This window comes from Lunatimonas salinarum (genome assembly GCF_017811155.1).
GTDB lineage: Bacteria > Bacteroidota > Bacteroidia > Cytophagales > Cyclobacteriaceae > Lunatimonas > Lunatimonas salinarum.
In genome coordinates this window covers 55,795-71,691 of the sequence record NZ_JACVCV010000002.1, presented here as the reverse complement: position 1 = coordinate 71,691, position 15,897 = coordinate 55,795, and the positions used below count along the sequence as shown (strand labels likewise).

Below are 15,897 nucleotides of genomic sequence, written 5' to 3'. Positions count from 1 at the left end.
CCAATTTTTGGTATGTACGAAGCAGAAACAAGAGCGGAACTCATGGACCCAAAGCTAAAAGCTTGTGGTTGGGGCGTGGTGGAAGGCTCTAAAGTCCTTCGTTTCCAACAAACTATCGTCCGCCAATTAGATGCCCTGCGGTCCGAAACGCAAAAGCTGGAAGCGGTGTATCAAAAAAAACTGGCGGATTTGGAAGAACCGAAAAAGAGTATCTTGCAAAAGGCATTTGCGGGGGAGTTGCGTGGTAGTGAGCCTGCCGAACCAAAAACTGAAAAAGCGTTAGCATTATGAAATTAGAGATAATACCCACCTCATTACTTTCGGCATATTTGGAACAAGTGCCCAAAGATTTGCAAACCAATTTTGATGCTTTGCACGAAGCAGAAATTTCGACTTCTACTTTTAGTTTCTATACTTCGGTCGCTTCTGTGTTTTCGAGCAAAATTGAAGGTGAAGACATTGAATTGGACAGCTATATCAAGCACAAAGCAATGGGTATGGAGTTTAAACCCGACTACACCAAAAAAATAGACGACCTCTATAATGCCTACACCTTTGCCAAACAAAATGCACTTACCCCGCAAAATATCAGCAAAATTCACGCATTGTTGGCTGCCAACTTTGTAGAAGAAAACAAACTAGGCAAATACCGTTCACACAATATGTATGTGGCTACTCCTGACGGCAAGATAGAATATGTAGCAGCATCGCCATTCGAAGTAGAAGAGGAGATGACCAAACTTTATAACGACATAGCAGCGTTGCTCCAGCAAAATTTGAGTATTGAAGAAGTGTTTTACTATGCAGCGTTTATTCATTTGGTGTTTGTAAAAATCCACCCGTGGAATGATGGTAACGGTCGCAGTGCAAGGCTCATAGAAAAATGGTTCATCGCACAAAAATTGGGAGACAAAGCTTGGTTTTTGCAGAGCGAAAAAATGTATTACAACCAACACAACACCTACTACAAAAATATTCGCTTATTAGGTTTAGAATATCCCGAGTTGGATTATTCACAAGCATTACCTTTTTTGTTGATGTTGCCAAAAATAACCGAGCAATGAACGAAGCAGAAACAAGAGCAGAACTCATAGACCCAAAGCTAAAGGCTTGTGGTTGGGGCGTTGTGGAAGGCTCTAAAGTCCTTCGTGAATACAGCATTACCGCAGGCAAAATACAAGCAGGCGGTTGGTCCGTGAGCGGTGTCGAACGGAGGGGTAAACGTGAAATTGCCGATTATGTGTTGGTTTACAAAGGCATCAAACTGGCCATTGTAGAAGCCAAAAGTGATGAACAGGAAGTGGGCGAAGGTGTAATGCAAGCCAAAAAATATGCTCAGAAACTGCAATTAGAAACCACTTACAGCACCAACGGCAAAGCCATTTACCAAATATGTATGAAGTCAGGCGATGAGGGTTTGGTCACCAACTTTTTAAGCCCAGATGAACTTTGGAACAAAACATATCCGGTGGCTTCGACATCTTCGACAGGCTCAGATGCAGAGCTTAGCGAATCGGACATTGAGCGTAGTCGAAATGTCGAGCTGTGGAGAGAGAAATTTGCCCATGTACCCTTTGAGGATAAAAGCGGAAGTTGGCAGTTACGATATTATCAGGAAATAGCCGTTCAGAGAACCGTTGAAGCCATTGCACAAGGCAAAGACAGAATTTTGCTCACCCTTGCCACAGGAACAGGAAAAACGGCAATTGCTTTTCAAATCGCTTGGAAACTGTTTCAAACCCGTTGGAACTTGTCGGTGCGGTCACTGGGCGAAGCCGAAGTGAGCCGCAGACCGCGCATTTTATTTTTAGCAGACAGAAACATATTAGCCGACCAAGCCTACAATTCATTTTCGGCATTTCCTGAAGATGCTTTGGTACGAATAAAACCCAATGAAATAAAGAAAAGCGGAAGAGTGCCGACCAACGGCAGCATTTTCTTTACCATTTTTCAAACCTTTATGACTTCCGGCCCTGAAAGCAGCGAACCTGTAAACCAGTTACAAACGCCTCTCGCAATAGCAGCAGAACCGGAAGAAAAATACAATTCAAAAAATTACAATTTCGGCCAATACCCACCCGATTTTTTCGATTTTATTATCATTGACGAGTGCCACCGTGGCGGAGCCAATGACGAAAGCAATTGGCGGGGAATTTTGGAATATTTCAGTCCGGCAGTGCAATTGGGTTTAACGGCCACACCCAAGCGAAAAGACAATGTGGACACTTACCGTTACTTTGGCGAACCCGTTTACATCTATTCGCTAAAAGAAGGGATCAATGACGGTTTCTTAACGCCATTCAAAGTAAAACGCATCAAAACTACGTTGGACGATTACCGCTACACTTCGGACGATACCATTGTGGAAGGTGAAATTGAAGAAGGCAAACTTTATGAAGAAAAAGACTTTAACCGAACGATTGAAATTGTAGAACGAGAAGCCAAACGAATAAACATCTTTTGTGCGAATCAAGCACACGCAGCATTGATAAGGGATTTGGTAAATCAAAACGCCAAATGCAAAGACGCTTTTTATTGTGTTCGTGTAACTGCCAATGACGGAGAAGAAGGCGAAAGACTGTTGAGAGAATTTCAGGACAATGAAAAAACATTGCCAACGATTTTGACTACTTCGCAAAAACTCTCCACAGGTGTTGATGCAAGGAACATTCGTAATATCGTTTTGCTTAGGCCGGTCAATTCAATGATTGAGTTTAAACAAATCGTTGGACGTGGCACACGATTATTTGACGGAAAAGAATTTTTCACCATTTACGATTTTGTAGATGCTTACAAACATTTTTCAGACCCCGAATGGGACGGAGAACCAATAGCCGGAGAACCTTGCGAAAATTGCGGACAAAATCCGTGTGAGTGTGAATATGTGCCACCAAAGTCTTGCCCCATTTGCGGACAAAGACCGTGTGTTTGTGAGAAAGAACCACCACAGTCTTGCGAGAAATGCGGACAGAGACCGTGTGTGTGCAAGAAGAAAGTGAAAATCAAACTCAAAAACGGCAAGGAGCGAGAAATTCAGCATATGGTTTCCACTTCGTTTTGGAGTGCAGACGGCAAGCCCATTTCAGCAGACGAATTTTTGAATAATCTATTTGGCGAATTGCCTAAACTTTTCAAGGACGAAGAAGAACTGCGGAAACTATGGAGCAATCCATTGACAAGAAAAATATTACTTGAAAACTTAGATGCAGCAGGTTTCCCGAAAGACGATTTACTGACTTTGCAAAAGTTGGTGGATATGGAAAAAAGTGACTTGTATGATGTGTTGGAATACGTTTTCAATGGCGACTATATCGCAATGACAAGAGAAGCCCGGGCCAAAGCAGCCGAAGCGACTATTTTTGCGCTGCTTAATGACAAGCAGAAAGAGTTTATCTCATTCGTATTGAGCAAATATATCGAAACGGGAGTCGACGAGTTGGATCAGGAGAAATTACCCATCTTACTGACCAACAAGTATCAGTCCCTGGAAGATGCAAAAGAAATTTTGGGCGATGTGGCCAGCATCAGCCGTCTCTTTATAGAATTCCAGGAACACCTTTACAAAGAGAAAGCAGCTTGATGACAGGACAAGATACACCTATAGCCAAGGCACAGACCAAAGCTTGCCAAAGAGCTTCCACCTTTGCCACCCGAGAGAAAATTTCGAAATATTTTCTCCTACTTGCCGTCGTTGAGGCCAAAAAGACGTCGGTGGACGTTGCACTGGGCCAGGTGTTATACTCCCCATTCGTTGGACCACCTATAAACTGAGACAATTGCACACTTCCGTGCCGGCAAATCCATTAATTGCCGAGCCTCTTTACGTTGCGGGTTACATTGATCGCTTGGGTACCGATACCACAGATAGGATACAAACATCCGTAGCAGTGGGCCTATGGGAGCCTTAGTTTTTACAAGCAGAAGATTTTAGGAGTATTGTTTTTCGGCCTACTACCGACCAAGTCAACATGCAATTAGAGCAGCCAATTTATGCAATGAAGGACATTCATTCAGCCCGAGGAAAAACTTAAAGAATTGCTAATTTTACGCGGGACTTTGGAACACTTGTAGCGGGACAACAAGTTATTGACACATGCGAACGAACTATTTGATACTACTTCTTCTTGGGATTGTATTGGGATCCTGCAAAAACGAGCCGGAAAAATTTGTAGTCGAAAGGCCGGAAGAAAGCCGGTTTACGAAAGTCACCTTGGTGGAGCGGCTGGACGAACCCATGGAATTTGAAGTACTGCAGGATGGCCGGATTATTTTTATCGAACGAAAAGGTAAAATCCGGATGTTTGATCCGACCACCGGTTTGGTAACGGATATTGGGGCCATTCCGGTCTATTTTGAGGCAGAAGACGGCCTTCTTGGATTGGCAAAGGATCCGGATTTTTACAATAACCACTGGATCTATCTGTATTATTCCCCGCAAGGCCAGGAGAGTATCAATCGGTTGTCGCGATTTACACTGGTATCGGATATCCTTGACCCGGATTCCGAGGCGGTTTTACTGGAAATCCCCCATTTCAGAGGTTGCTGCCACAGTGGGGGATCCATCGAATTTGACAGCAAGGGCAACCTTTTTCTGTCCCTGGGAGATGATACCACCCCCTTTGAATCCGACAATTATAACCCCATCGATGAACGTCCCGGAAGACCGGAAAACGTGGACGCTCAGCGGAGTTCTTCCAATTCGAATGACCTTCGGGGTTCAATCCTGAGAATCACCCCGCAGCCTGACGGGACCTACAGCATTCCTGAGGGGAATCTTTTCCCGGAAGGCACGCCCAATACCCGACCCGAGATCTATGTCATGGGAAACCGAAATCCCTTTCGTATCTCCGTGGATCCCAAAAACGGATTTTTGTATTGGGGAGAGGTGGGTCCGGATGCGCAGTCTGATAGCCTCCGCAGAGGTCCACGTGGCCACGACGAGGTCAATCAGGCCAAAAAAGCCGGGTTTTATGGCTGGCCCTATTTTGTCGCCGACAATAAGCCCTATTGGTATTATGACTTTGAAAAACAGGAGAGCGTCTTTGCGTATGACCCTGCAGCACCTGTGAACCATTCTCCCATTAATACCGGAGTGAACTTGCTGCCACCTGCGCAGAAGGCGATGATCTGGTATCCGTATGCCGATTCGGAGGAGTTTCCCATCCTGGGTTCCGGTGGCCGAAATGCCATGGCAGGACCCGTGTATTACCACGACCTTTTTCTGGCTTCGGATGTGAAATTCCCCAAGTATTACCATGGGAAGTTGTTTATCTATGATTGGATGAGGAATTGGGTATTTACCGTTCAGTTCGATGAGAACGGTGATTTTGCGGGCTTGGAGGAATTTATGCCGACTACCCAGTTTGATAAACCCATCGATATGCAGTTTGGTGCAGATGGTGCATTGTATGTACTCGAATATGGCACGTACTGGAATTCCCAAAACGATGATTCCGGAATTTACCGGATCGAGTTTAATCCTGGAAACCGCAAGCCCATTGCCCGCGGCAGTGCGGATGTCAGGCAGGGGGCCGCACCCCTACAGGTACAGTTCAGCAGTGCGGGAAGTATGGACCTGGATGGGGATAACCTTACCTACGAATGGGATTTTTACGGGGATGGAAGCAGTACCTCTCGGGAGGCTGATCCTACATTTGCCTTTGATAGAGCAGGGGAATTCAATACCATACTGACCGTTCGGGATCCCTCGGGTCTCCAAAGTCAGGCAGTCATTCCCGTCGCGGTAGGGAATGAACCGCCGGTAATTCAGGTTAATTGGCAAGGAAACCGTAGTTTTTATTGGGGCAAGCCTACGCTTCCTTATCAAGTTGACGTGCAGGACAAGGAAGATGGTTTCATTTCAGAAAATGATGTGGTGGTGACCTGGGATTTTTTGGAGGAAGGATTTGACAAAATAATCGCTGAAATGGGTCATCAGCAAACCGAAAGCAGCGGACAGCTTTTGGGACAGAACCTTTTGGTGAAAAGTGGCTGCAATGCCTGTCACGGTTTGGAAAATGCCTCCGTAGGTCCTAGCTACAAGGCAGTGGCTGAACGCTATTCGGCCAATCCGGAAGCTCCCAAAATGCTCCTTCAAAAAGTAACGAACGGAGGTGCGGGAGTATGGGGTGAGCGGCTGATGCCTTCCCATGCCCATCTGAAGGAGGGGGATATCATTCAAATGATCGATTATGTGCTTTCCCTGTCTCCGCAATCAGCAGTCAGTCAAAAAAACAGATTGGGTATTTCCGGTGAAGTAACGCTGGATCAACACCGTACTCAGGGTACCTACCTTCTGACCGCCAGTTATCAGGATAAGGGTGCCAATGGAATTCCTCCCATCCTGCGCAGGGAGCAGTTGGTACTCAGACATCCCTTGGTGCTTGCGGCGAATGCAGAGTACTTTCAGGGTACCGCCAAAGCAAATTTTGAGAACTCCAGATTGGTCAAATTCACAGAGGACAAGTCGTATATTGGTTTCGAACGTGTTGATCTTAAGTATGTTGGTGAGATTAGATTATCCATTGATCCAAATAGGAGAACCGGCTGGTTCGAGGTCAGGCAAGGCCGACCCGATGGAATACTTTTGGGTAAAAGCGAAGTGCTTAGCAACGACCTGAGGTCAGAAGCGGAAACAGGCAAATGGTTTGAGGTTTCCATCCCAATTGAAAATTCTAGCGAGGTGACAGACCTTTACCTTGTTTTTCAGACCGAGACGGGCGTGGACATATGGGGTTCATTCCTGCTGAAAACCGTCTATTTTGACGGGAGGAACTAAGCTGCATTTTGGTAAGGTAGTGGGGGTAAAGTTGTAGACCCTTGCCGGTACCACTGACCTTGCCTTCCCAAGGCAAGGTCAGTGGCTATATACGGTAAATTAGGCGGCCCTGCCATGTTCCGCAGGCACAACGATAGAACTCGCAAATCACCTTCTTTTTGTTAGTAAAGTTTAATTTGCTATAGCTTTTGTAACTAAAATGGAATAATCGAAAAATTAATAGATGTAGAAAATTTGATTTTTGATTAAAGCTATTTATATTTAGTTGATAATATTAGCCAGTATTACTAGGATTATGATAAAGCATTATAAACCCAAAAAAGGCTTGCTGATATACCTCGTGGTAGCCTTGTTGCTAGCCTTTATAATTACTCGTTGGCATTTTTCCGAACAGGAATTTCCCGATATACTGGGATCATTATCTTTTTTCTTGTTTCCATTTGCCTATCTCCTTTACCACCTATTCAATACCAAGTATTGGATACAGGGTCCATCATTTTTTTATCGATCAGGTTTTATGAAAGGGGAAGTGGACGTTGACTCTATCAAATCAATCGATGTTGGAACAACCCGGTGGGTAGGTGAGCGGGCTGCGCTTGCAACCCGTGGCATACTTATCAAATACAACCGGTATGATGATGTGTTCGTAGCCCCTATGGATCCCGAAGAACTTATCCATGACCTACTTACACTCAATCCCGGTATTCAGGTAAATCAGGTAGCCCGCCGGTTTAACACCGCTTGGTGAAGGAAGTACATGGACGATATCCAAGCGGCTATTGCCAAGCTTCCCATAACAACCTTGATACCGTACGCTTGAGGACATAGGATTCGTTGTCTTCTTCCCAACGTTGGTCGGTATTGTTTTTGGTGGCGATGTAAAAAACGTAATCGCCACTTGGAGCATTTACCATGACCAATTCAGAACGGGACGCATTTACCATTCCCTGTTTGGAGGCGGTCTGAATGTAAGGTGGGATAGCGGAAAGTGCGTTGCCGTCGTAATAGATATTGGTCATCAAGCGGTACATGCGCTCGGATGCTTGGGGGCTGACTACTTCACCTTTTCGGATTTTTACCAGCAGTTGGGTCATTTCCCGTGGAGTGGTCTGTCCCCATCCATATTGCTGCCAATTGGCTTCTCGGCCCGGCGTCCGAGAATTTACACGCGTGTGGACAAGTCCGAGGTTTTCCATGAGGGCATTGATGGCGACCCCGCCTCCTGCAAGTGCCTGGCACCATAGGGAAGTGGTGTTGTCAGAATAGGTGATCATAAGGGAAACCAATACACTCAGGTCTGTTTCGGTGGAGTCCTTAAAAAACTGCATAAGCCCCGACCCTCCGTATTTCAGGGAATCCCGGTAAATCAACGGTTGGGTGTAAGAAAGCGCTCCCTGCTCGATTTTATCAAATACCCCTACCAAAATAGGGACTTTTATGACGCTAGCGGTGGGAAACAGCGTGTCAGCGTTTATAGCGATTTCTTCTCCTGTTTTGAGGTTCATCGCATAAAGCCCTGCTGTGCCATTAAAGCCCGATAACTCCCTTTCGAGGGTTTCCATGAGCGTCTGGCCCTGCGAGAAGCCGGGAACAAGGGAGAGAGCAAAGAGGAGCAAAAGTGAATGTCGGAATAGGTACATGGCTTTGATGGAAATGATCAGTTGGAAAGGTACTAAGGGAAGGCCATTCAAGCAATACGGTCACCTCAATTTAACGCGTATGAGCATAGGAATTCAGTAAAAAAATCACCAACTTACGCTAAGCAGTAGTGCGATCTTGACCAGTTAAAAACCTACACCTCATGGAACTTCCGCTCGTTACCGTCGACGCATTTACCGATAAGCCATTTAGTGGCAACCCCGCCGGCATCTGTTTGCTGCCAGGTTCCCTTTCGCCGGAATGGATGCAGCGTATTGCTGCCGAAGTAAATCTTAGCGAAACGGCTTTTCTGGAGACCATTGACGAACAAAGTTATCGCATTCGATGGTTCACGCCGGAGAAGGAGGTGGACTTATGCGGACATGCCACGCTGGCATCGGCCTTTTTGCTGTATACCGCAGAGCTCGCCGACAAGGGGAAGGAAATTGTTTTTTCCTCGAAAAGTGGTTCCTTAAAGGCTTCTTGGCAGGTAGGAGGATTTGCGATCGCCTTGGATTTTCCGCTAATTCCTACACAGGAGGCGGTACACCCCTACTTTTCGGATATGTTTTTCGGACAGCAGGTGATTGGGTCGGCCAAACTAGCCCGCAACTGGCTGTTGGAATTGGCAAGCCCCAAGGCCGTGGAATATGTGACCCCGGTATGGTCAGAGCTTACCCACCACAGCGAGGAGGGGGTCATCGTCACGGCGGCTTCCACAGGAGGGTATGACATGGTTTCTCGGTACTTTGCACCCAACCTTGGGATTCCGGAAGATCCGGTAACCGGCTTTGCCCACTGTGCCCTGGTAGATTATTGGCACCGGAAAACAGGGTGGGAGCATTTTACGGCCTTCCAGGCCAGTAGCCGGGGTGGGATCCTTGGGCTTTCCAAAATGGACGACCGGGTGCTCCTAAAGGGAAACGCTGTAAAGATGTTTGAAGGCTTTTTTACATTGGAATTGTAGAAGGGAATAGCCCGAATAGCCTCTGTTTACGGGATAGGTAGACCAGCTACTGGATGGAAGGCCGGCTATATGAAAATAAAATACGATGGGAGTTTCAAGGAGATCATTTTTAAAGGCGTCTGGACTGGGGTATCTGGTCTTGGGAACTAGCAGTGCCGTCGCTTGGGCCGGTTCCGAGAGACCCACCAACGACCGGATTCGGGTCGGCGTAATCGGCTGCCGTAACAAAGGCTACAACGTGCTGCGGGAGATCCTGCGTACCGGTCGGGCGGTCTGTGTAGCCATGTGTGATGTGGACAATGAAGTCCTTCAGCGTCGTGCCGCAGAATTAAAGAAGGACATGGGACAAACTCCCAAGTTGTATGTGGATTTTCGAAAGATGCTGGAGAACCGGGAGTTGGACGCCGTGGTGGTTGGCAGTCCGGACCACTGGCATTGCCTGCATGCAGTTTATGCGATGGAAGCCGGTATGGATGTGTACGTAGAAAAACCACTGGCCAATTCGATCCATGAATGCAATCTGATAGCCGCCGCTGCCGAGCGGTATGGTCGGGTCGTTCAGGTAGGTCAGCAACAGCGCAGTGGCGACGTTTGGAACGGACTGATGAATTACCTGAGGTCTGGGGAACTGGGTGAACTCCGTCGGGTCAACTGCTGGGCGAATTTTGCCTACGGAGCCGGAGCCCCAAGGGTACCGGACACTTCCGTACCGGAGGGGGTGGATTTTGGGCTGTGGCTAGGCCCCGCACCGGAGCGCTCCTTTAATGCATCCCGTTTTCACGGCAATTGGAGGCATTTTTGGGATTATGGGGGAGGGTTGATGACCGACTGGGAAGTGCATCTGCTGGATATGGCTTTGTGGGCGAAGAACATTACGGCCGAGCCGACCAACGTAAGCGGGTTTGGTAAAAACCTCAGTGGCCTGGACCGCGACCGGGAGACCTACGACACCCAGTCTGCCCTCTATGAGTTGGATGATTTTCTTATCTACTGGCAGCAGAATGGAGGTGTAGAGCGTGGTCCCTACGGAAAATCCTACGGCGTGGAGTATGTGTGCGACAGGGGCACGGTAGTGGCGGACCGGGAAGATTGGACCCTGTATCCGGAGGGAAAAGATGGAAGCACTGAACAAGCGTATGCGTTTAAGTTGCGAAGCGGGCGAAGTGACATGGAACTTCATGTGAATAATTTCCTGGACTGCATCCACAGTCGCAATAAGCCCAATTGTTCGGTGGAACTCGGTAGAAACGTTGCCCTATACGCCCATTTCGGTAACGTGCTGGCTAGGACGGATTCCGGTTCGCTACGTTGGAATGCCTCCCAGCAACAATTTGTGGCCAACGCCGCTGCAAACCGGATGATCGTGCCCGAATACCACCACGGATGGAAACTGCCAGACGTGTAGTTTTTTACGGCCTGAAAAGTAAGCACCCGATACCATCGAACACGTTCATACCTTAAGGCATTGGATCGGGGAGCAGTGCGAGACTTTGTTTTCAACTGCTCCCCGCAGTTTTTATGTTTTATCGGCTACGGAGTACCAGTTTACATTTTTGGTAAGCAGCATGGTAATGATCAGCGCAATTAAAAGTCCTAAGCTTCCAATTAACAGAGCATAGTCCTGTGACTGTAGCGTCAGGAACACAAATCCATAACTCAGTGCCAATACGGTGCCCAAAACGGTTGAAAGTAGCGTACTTTTAAACAGCGTAATGGAGTAAATCGTGATGGTCAGTATGACCGAAAGTGCTGCGATCAGGAAGGCGGTATTGAAAGCGGTATGCTCTGAAATAGAAACCAACAGCAGGTAAAACAGGCAAATGGCAAAGCCTACCATGCCGTATTGGATTGGATGGATGGGCTTGTTGCCGACTGTTTCCACTAAAAAGAGCATGAGAAAGGTCAGACCAATGGTGAGGATGGCGTACTTGGCCGAGCGGATGGCCTTTCGGTAATGGTCGATGGGGCTGAGAAAGTCCACGCCAAACTGGGTGTCGGCAGGGGCTACCTGGAGTTCTCCATTGATCCAGGATTTGGGCAGATTTCGGTTCAGTTCAGCTATTTGCCAGTTTGCTTCAAATCCTTCCTCTCCAATCTCACGGGATATTGGCAGAAAGTTGCCGGTAAATTTGGGGTCCTTCCAGGTGGATTGGATGGTTACAGCCGTAGTAGCGCCAAGCGGCAGGATACCGATGCCTTCACTGCCCCGTAGGCGAAAGGTAATGGTGAAGGGGATTTCTTTTTTCTGTGAACTATCCCGTTGGTTTAGCTCCACATGAAAGCCGCTTTCATGTAGTTCGGCCACCATGGAACCTGGATGTACCTCGTAGGTTTTGCCGGCCACCTGAACCACTACAGGGTCTTCAATACCCCTAAGGTCACTGATCCCGAATGAGAGGAATGGGTGCAGGCCTTCTAAAAAGGAGCGCCCGCCGCCCGCCAGTTCCGGCACGGGAATCACACCCTTCAGCTCCCATTGGGAGCTGTATACGGCGGCTTCGTATATGCCCCGCTTGAGGGTTTGGGGTTCTACGGTACCTTTGATGTTCAGGCTTTTAGGCGCCAGGTGTAAATACTTTTTGGCGACGACTTTTTCCGCGGCAAGTTCCGCCGCAGTAGATGAAACCGGTATGGACCAAACCGGACCGGAGAGTATCTGCCGATTGGCACACTGACTGTAGATTTCCTGCATGACCTCTTCGCTGTAGCGCTGCCGCTCGTGAATGATTTCCTGGATAAAGACAGTGGGGATCAGTAGTGCCAGTCCGAGAACGCCGATTACCATAAGCTTGATCATCACCGAAAAACGGGAGAAGAAGGATGTTTTTACCTGAATGGTTTCCATGTTGTTTGATTTTAAAGTACTTTGAAATACAAAGTTATTAGATAAATGTTTTTACTTCAGAAGAGACTCCAGGGCGGTCAGATGCCGTTGAAATGCCTTTCGGCCTGCGTCTGTTGCCCGGTACTGCGTCAGTGGTTTTCGATCTTGAAAGGTCTTGGTAAAAGACACATAGTCGTTTTTTTCCAGTTGTTTCAGGTGGCTGGCTAGGTTGCCATCTGTCGCATGCAACAGTTCTTTAAGTGTATTGAAATCTACCTCATCGTTGACCATTAGGATGGCCATGACTCCAAGGCGGATTTTGTTTTCAAAGGCCTTGTCAAATCCTTGCAGCAACCTTTTCACGAGCCGTATTTTTTGTGCATGATGATGCCATAAAGGATGTGAAGGATGCCAAATCCCAACGCCCAGATCCAAAGTGCATAGGAAGGAAAGATCAATGTCCCCAGTCCCAGTAGCACTTGCAATAAGCCGAGGGTATGCAGATCGGTAAACGTAAACTTGCTGGCATTTACCAGCCCGAGTCCGTAAAAGATCAATGAGAGAGGCAGGACCATTGCGAGGTGCCCTTTTACCACAAAAAACAGCATCAATAAGCCGCCGGCACCAAGTGGGATAAACAGGGATAGAAGCATCTCCCTGATTTGTACATTCCAAATCGGGAGTCCTTTTTTCCGTCCCTTCCGATTGGCCAACCAAACCGCTGCTGCCAGTGCCAGCACGAACATGCTCAGGCCCAAGCCGATCAGCCCAAGCATATTTGTGGGTTCGGTAGAGGAGGAAGGTACAAAGGAAAAGGAGTCCTGATCGAATAAAAATCGGGCAGCTATCCAGGTACCGGTAAGGGCGACGATTCCGGCAATGACACCGGAGATACCACTCAAGGATAGAAATTTGGAGGATTTCTCCATCAACGAACGGATCTGCCGAATGTCCTCCAGGTAGTTGTTTTGTTTCATAAAAGTACTTTGAAATACAAAGTTAGTGGAATTTCCATAAGTTTGTGATGAAGTGGAAAAAATTAACCGATTTTAAGAAATTGGAATCACCCCTTTTTGTCATGGGAGTCTCATGGGTGTTGGTAATTTTCTTCGACTGCTTAAGAAGTTGGTTTTGCGGATGTTTAGCTGGGAATTGGGAATCAAAATGGGTATATTTGATACATGGAAAGGAATGAAGAAGATGCCGTTCAAGAGCCGGATTTGGCATATGGAACCTATTCCTATGCCGACTACCTCTCTTGGAATATGGACGAGGTGGTCGAGCTGATCAAGGGTAGAATTTTTAAAAAGGCCGCAGCAGCACCCAGAAGGATTCACCAAAAGGTATCGGGAGAGTTTTTTTTACGGTTGGGTGTTTTTCTGAAAGGAAAAGAGAAGTGTCAAGTATATTCCGCTCCGTTTGATGTTCGATTTCCAAAGGCATCCAAAGAAGATAAGCAAATTTTCGACGTGGTACAGCCGGATATCTGCGTGATATGCGATCCCGCCAAGCTGGATGACCGGGGCTGCCTAGGGGCACCGGACCTGATCGTAGAGATTCTTTCTCCAGGCAATAGCAAAACAGAACTGAAACACAAGTACGAGCTTTACGAATCGCATGGGGTTCGGGAATATTGGATTATTCACGCAGAAACCCATGACCTGCTAATTTACACGCTGGAAAATGGCCGCTACGTGCCTTCTAGGCTATTTACTTCCGGGGATGTGGTAGAATCACGTGTGCTTACTGGGTTTCAGCTGGATTTGGAGGAGTTTTTTTCGCATATCAACTAACAGACGTCCGTTGGAAATAAAGGTATTTGTCTTTGGTTAGCCACTGAACGCTTTTCTGACCAATGGTTGGTATAAACGAAATGCTTTTTGGAGCAACGTAGCAATCAGGGAAGGGGTGCCATTTAGCTGGATGTTTAGTTTGTGGCTAAATCTGAGTAGTTTAGACTGTTTTTTGACTTTATTAACGGAAACAAAATCAGTATATTTATCCTATGGATGATCAAAAGCCCGAAATCGTCAACGAACCGGATATGGCGTACGGCCATTATTCCTATGCCGACTACCTCACTTGGAATATGGAGGAAGTGGTCGAGCTAATCAACGGGAGAATTTTTAAAAAGGCTGCAGCAGCACCCCGAAGGATTCATCAGCGGATTTCAATTAAATTAGCTGCCAAACTCTATAATTTTCTGGAAGGAGCGCTCTGTCAGGTGTACGATGCCCCTTTTGATGTCCGATTTCCAAAGGCATCCAACGAAGATAAGCAAATATTCGACGTGGTGCAGCCGGATATCTGCGTGATATGCGATCCCGCGAAACTGGATGACCGGGGCTGTATCGGGGCCCCCGACCTGATTGTAGAGATACTGTCTCCAAGCAATAGCGAAACGGAACTGAAACACAAGTACGAGCTCTACGAGTCGAATGGGGTAGGGGAATACTGGATTATCCATGCGGAAACGCAGGATTTACTCATCTACACCTTGGTAGAAGGACGATACGTGCCTTCCCGGCTGCTTACTTTCGGGGATGTGGTGGAGTCCGCTGTGCTTCCCGGTTTTAAGTTGGATTTGGAGGAGTTTTTTGGCGATATCAAGTAATAGGGGATCTTAAAAGCAAAAAAATGAATAGAATTTCCATCATTTTACTCGTATTGGTTTCATTGGGATTCAGTGGGTGCAAAGGCACTAATACAGATCGTCAGGAAAACCAATCCGTATCCGACGCAAATGCTGGGCAAAATGTACCTAAGCGTACCGATCTGATTAAGGCATTGATTGTGGATGGGCAAAACAACCACGAGGTATGGCCCAAATCTACCATCATGATGAAGCAGTACCTGGAGGAAACCGGACTTTTTGAAGTTGACATCCATAGAACCCGGTATACCTGGAATGCCAAGAGGGAAGCCGATTACCTGCCCTTGGCGGGAGTTGGCGAGACCACCGATTTGGAGAACCCCCAATCGGATCCGGATTTTTCCCCTGCCTTCGAGAAATACGATGTAGTGATTTCAAATTTTGGCTGGAAGGCGGCAAATTGGCCGGAGATTACCCAGAAAGCATTTGAGAAATACATTGCCGACGGTGGAGGCTTTGTTTCCGTACATGCAGCTGACAATTCATTTCCCGATTGGCTGGAATACAATAGGATGATCGGTTTGGGTGGCTGGGGAGACCGTACCGAGAAGGATGGGCCCTACGTGTATTACACCAATGAAGTGGAACTGATACGTGATAGTTCCCCCGGAAGCAGTGGGGCCCATGGGCCCAGTCATAGTTTTCCCATTACCGTACGCGAAAAAGACCATCCCATTACCCGCGGAATGCCGGAAGTGTGGCTGACCACCAAGGACGAATGCTACGCCAAATTGCGGGGGCCGGCCGAGAATATGACCATTTTGGCTACCGGGAAGGATATTTCGGGCAATGCGCCTACCGATCGGCACGAGCCCATGCTAATGGTGATTGATTATGACAAAGGCAGAATTTTTCACACGACGTTGGGCCACGATGACTATTCCATCGAAAGCGTAGGGTTTATCGTCTCTTTCGTACGGGGAGCCGAATGGGCCGCGACAGGGGAGGTTACCATTCCCGTACCTGCTGATTTTCCTAGCGCCGACAAATCTACCAGCCGACCTTTTGAACTGAATCCGAAGCGACCTTGAAACTGC

13 protein-coding genes and 1 pseudogene are annotated in these 15,897 nt (G+C 47.4%); 10 read left to right on the top strand and 4 right to left on the bottom strand.

From position 1 onward, the window contains the following. Positions 1-12: 12 nt before the first annotated feature. From IAQ59_RS22700 to IAQ59_RS02355, 5 genes and pseudogenes are all read left to right on the top strand, one after another. A pseudogene (locus IAQ59_RS22700) lies at positions 13-102 on the top strand (type I restriction endonuclease subunit R); the annotation flags it as partial. A gap of 185 nt (positions 103-287) precedes the next feature. Beyond that, positions 288-1,064 (top strand): Fic family protein, encoded by a 777-nt coding sequence (locus tag IAQ59_RS02370; protein WP_209329178.1) that lies wholly within the window; start codon positions 288-290, stop codon positions 1,062-1,064. Beyond that, the gene (gene hsdR / locus IAQ59_RS02365; RefSeq protein ID WP_209329441.1) at positions 1,061-3,580 is read left to right on the top strand and encodes an EcoAI/FtnUII family type I restriction enzme subunit R; all 2,520 of its coding nucleotides are present in this window, start codon (positions 1,061-1,063) and stop codon (positions 3,578-3,580) included. Before IAQ59_RS02370 ends, hsdR begins: the two co-directional genes overlap by 4 nt. 513 nt (positions 3,581-4,093) lie before the next feature. Beyond that, positions 4,094-6,778 carry a PQQ-dependent sugar dehydrogenase gene (locus tag IAQ59_RS02360; protein ID WP_209329177.1) on the top strand — a complete coding sequence of 895 codons (2,685 nt, stop codon included), beginning with the start codon at positions 4,094-4,096 and terminating at the stop codon, positions 6,776-6,778. A 295-nt stretch (positions 6,779-7,073) separates the two neighbouring features. Then, on the top strand, positions 7,074-7,526 hold the full coding sequence (locus IAQ59_RS02355) for a PH domain-containing protein (RefSeq protein WP_209329176.1): 453 nt from the start codon (positions 7,074-7,076) through the stop codon (positions 7,524-7,526). A 28-nt stretch (positions 7,527-7,554) separates the two neighbouring features. On the opposite strand, the gene IAQ59_RS02350 is transcribed toward IAQ59_RS02355, so the two are convergent. After that, complete coding sequence (locus IAQ59_RS02350) at positions 7,555-8,418, bottom strand: serine hydrolase (protein WP_209329175.1); 864 nt, start codon at positions 8,416-8,418, stop codon at positions 7,555-7,557. Between the two features lie 161 nt (positions 8,419-8,579). Here IAQ59_RS02350 and IAQ59_RS02345 point away from each other — a divergent pair, with 161 nt between their 5' ends. Then, positions 8,580-9,383 carry a PhzF family phenazine biosynthesis protein gene (locus IAQ59_RS02345; RefSeq protein ID WP_209329174.1) on the top strand — a complete coding sequence of 268 codons (804 nt, stop codon included), beginning with the start codon at positions 8,580-8,582 and terminating at the stop codon, positions 9,381-9,383. An 85-nt stretch (positions 9,384-9,468) separates the two neighbouring features. Continuing rightward, the gene (locus tag IAQ59_RS02340) at positions 9,469-10,788 is read left to right on the top strand and encodes a Gfo/Idh/MocA family protein (RefSeq protein ID WP_209329173.1); all 1,320 of its coding nucleotides are present in this window, start codon (positions 9,469-9,471) and stop codon (positions 10,786-10,788) included. Between the two features lie 111 nt (positions 10,789-10,899). Here IAQ59_RS02340 and creD read toward each other — a convergent pair whose 3' ends face one another. From creD to IAQ59_RS02325, 3 genes are read right to left on the bottom strand one after another with little or no spacing between them, the layout of a single operon-like run. Then, on the bottom strand, positions 10,900-12,228 hold the full coding sequence (creD, locus tag IAQ59_RS02335; protein WP_209329172.1) for a cell envelope integrity protein CreD: 1,329 nt from the start codon (positions 12,226-12,228) through the stop codon (positions 10,900-10,902). Between the two features lie 51 nt (positions 12,229-12,279). Further along, complete coding sequence (locus IAQ59_RS02330) at positions 12,280-12,570, bottom strand: winged helix-turn-helix domain-containing protein (RefSeq protein ID WP_209329171.1); 291 nt, start codon at positions 12,568-12,570, stop codon at positions 12,280-12,282. Beyond that, entirely contained in the window at positions 12,567-13,184 is a 618-nt protein-coding gene (locus IAQ59_RS02325; RefSeq protein WP_209329170.1) for a hypothetical protein, read from the bottom strand. Before IAQ59_RS02325 ends, IAQ59_RS02330 begins: the two co-directional genes overlap by 4 nt. 204 nt (positions 13,185-13,388) lie before the next feature. Here IAQ59_RS02325 and IAQ59_RS02320 point away from each other — a divergent pair, with 204 nt between their 5' ends. From IAQ59_RS02320 to IAQ59_RS02310, 3 genes are all read left to right on the top strand, one after another. Continuing rightward, positions 13,389-14,000: a Uma2 family endonuclease gene (locus tag IAQ59_RS02320; RefSeq protein WP_209329169.1), complete on the top strand. Its 612-nt coding sequence runs from the start codon at positions 13,389-13,391 to the stop codon at positions 13,998-14,000. Between the two features lie 212 nt (positions 14,001-14,212). Next, positions 14,213-14,821 (top strand): Uma2 family endonuclease, encoded by a 609-nt coding sequence (locus tag IAQ59_RS02315; protein ID WP_209329168.1) that lies wholly within the window; start codon positions 14,213-14,215, stop codon positions 14,819-14,821. Between the two features lie 23 nt (positions 14,822-14,844). Then, positions 14,845-15,891, top strand: a complete 1,047-nt coding sequence (locus tag IAQ59_RS02310; protein ID WP_209329167.1) for a ThuA domain-containing protein — start codon at positions 14,845-14,847, stop codon at positions 15,889-15,891. Positions 15,892-15,897: the final 6 nt, after the last annotated feature.

Bases quoted from the DNA above. Each gene is read 5' to 3' on its own strand.
- IAQ59_RS02350 (WP_209329175.1), bottom strand. From the start codon at position 8,418: ATGTACCTATTCCGACATTCACTTTTGCTCCTCTTTGCTCTCTCCCTT.
- IAQ59_RS02310 (WP_209329167.1), top strand. From the start codon at position 14,845: ATGAATAGAATTTCCATCATTTTACTCGTATTGGTTTCATTGGGATTC.
- hsdR (WP_209329441.1), top strand. From the start codon at position 1,061: ATGAACGAAGCAGAAACAAGAGCAGAACTCATAGACCCAAAGCTAAAG.
- IAQ59_RS02370 (WP_209329178.1), top strand. From the start codon at position 288: ATGAAATTAGAGATAATACCCACCTCATTACTTTCGGCATATTTGGAA.
- IAQ59_RS02340 (WP_209329173.1), top strand. From the start codon at position 9,469: ATGGGAGTTTCAAGGAGATCATTTTTAAAGGCGTCTGGACTGGGGTAT.
- IAQ59_RS02315 (WP_209329168.1), top strand. From the start codon at position 14,213: ATGGATGATCAAAAGCCCGAAATCGTCAACGAACCGGATATGGCGTAC.
- IAQ59_RS02325 (WP_209329170.1), bottom strand. From the start codon at position 13,184: ATGAAACAAAACAACTACCTGGAGGACATTCGGCAGATCCGTTCGTTG.
- creD (WP_209329172.1), bottom strand. From the start codon at position 12,228: ATGGAAACCATTCAGGTAAAAACATCCTTCTTCTCCCGTTTTTCGGTG.
- IAQ59_RS02355 (WP_209329176.1), top strand. From the start codon at position 7,074: ATGATAAAGCATTATAAACCCAAAAAAGGCTTGCTGATATACCTCGTG.
- IAQ59_RS02320 (WP_209329169.1), top strand. From the start codon at position 13,389: ATGGAAAGGAATGAAGAAGATGCCGTTCAAGAGCCGGATTTGGCATAT.
- IAQ59_RS02360 (WP_209329177.1), top strand. From the start codon at position 4,094: ATGCGAACGAACTATTTGATACTACTTCTTCTTGGGATTGTATTGGGA.
- IAQ59_RS02345 (WP_209329174.1), top strand. From the start codon at position 8,580: ATGGAACTTCCGCTCGTTACCGTCGACGCATTTACCGATAAGCCATTT.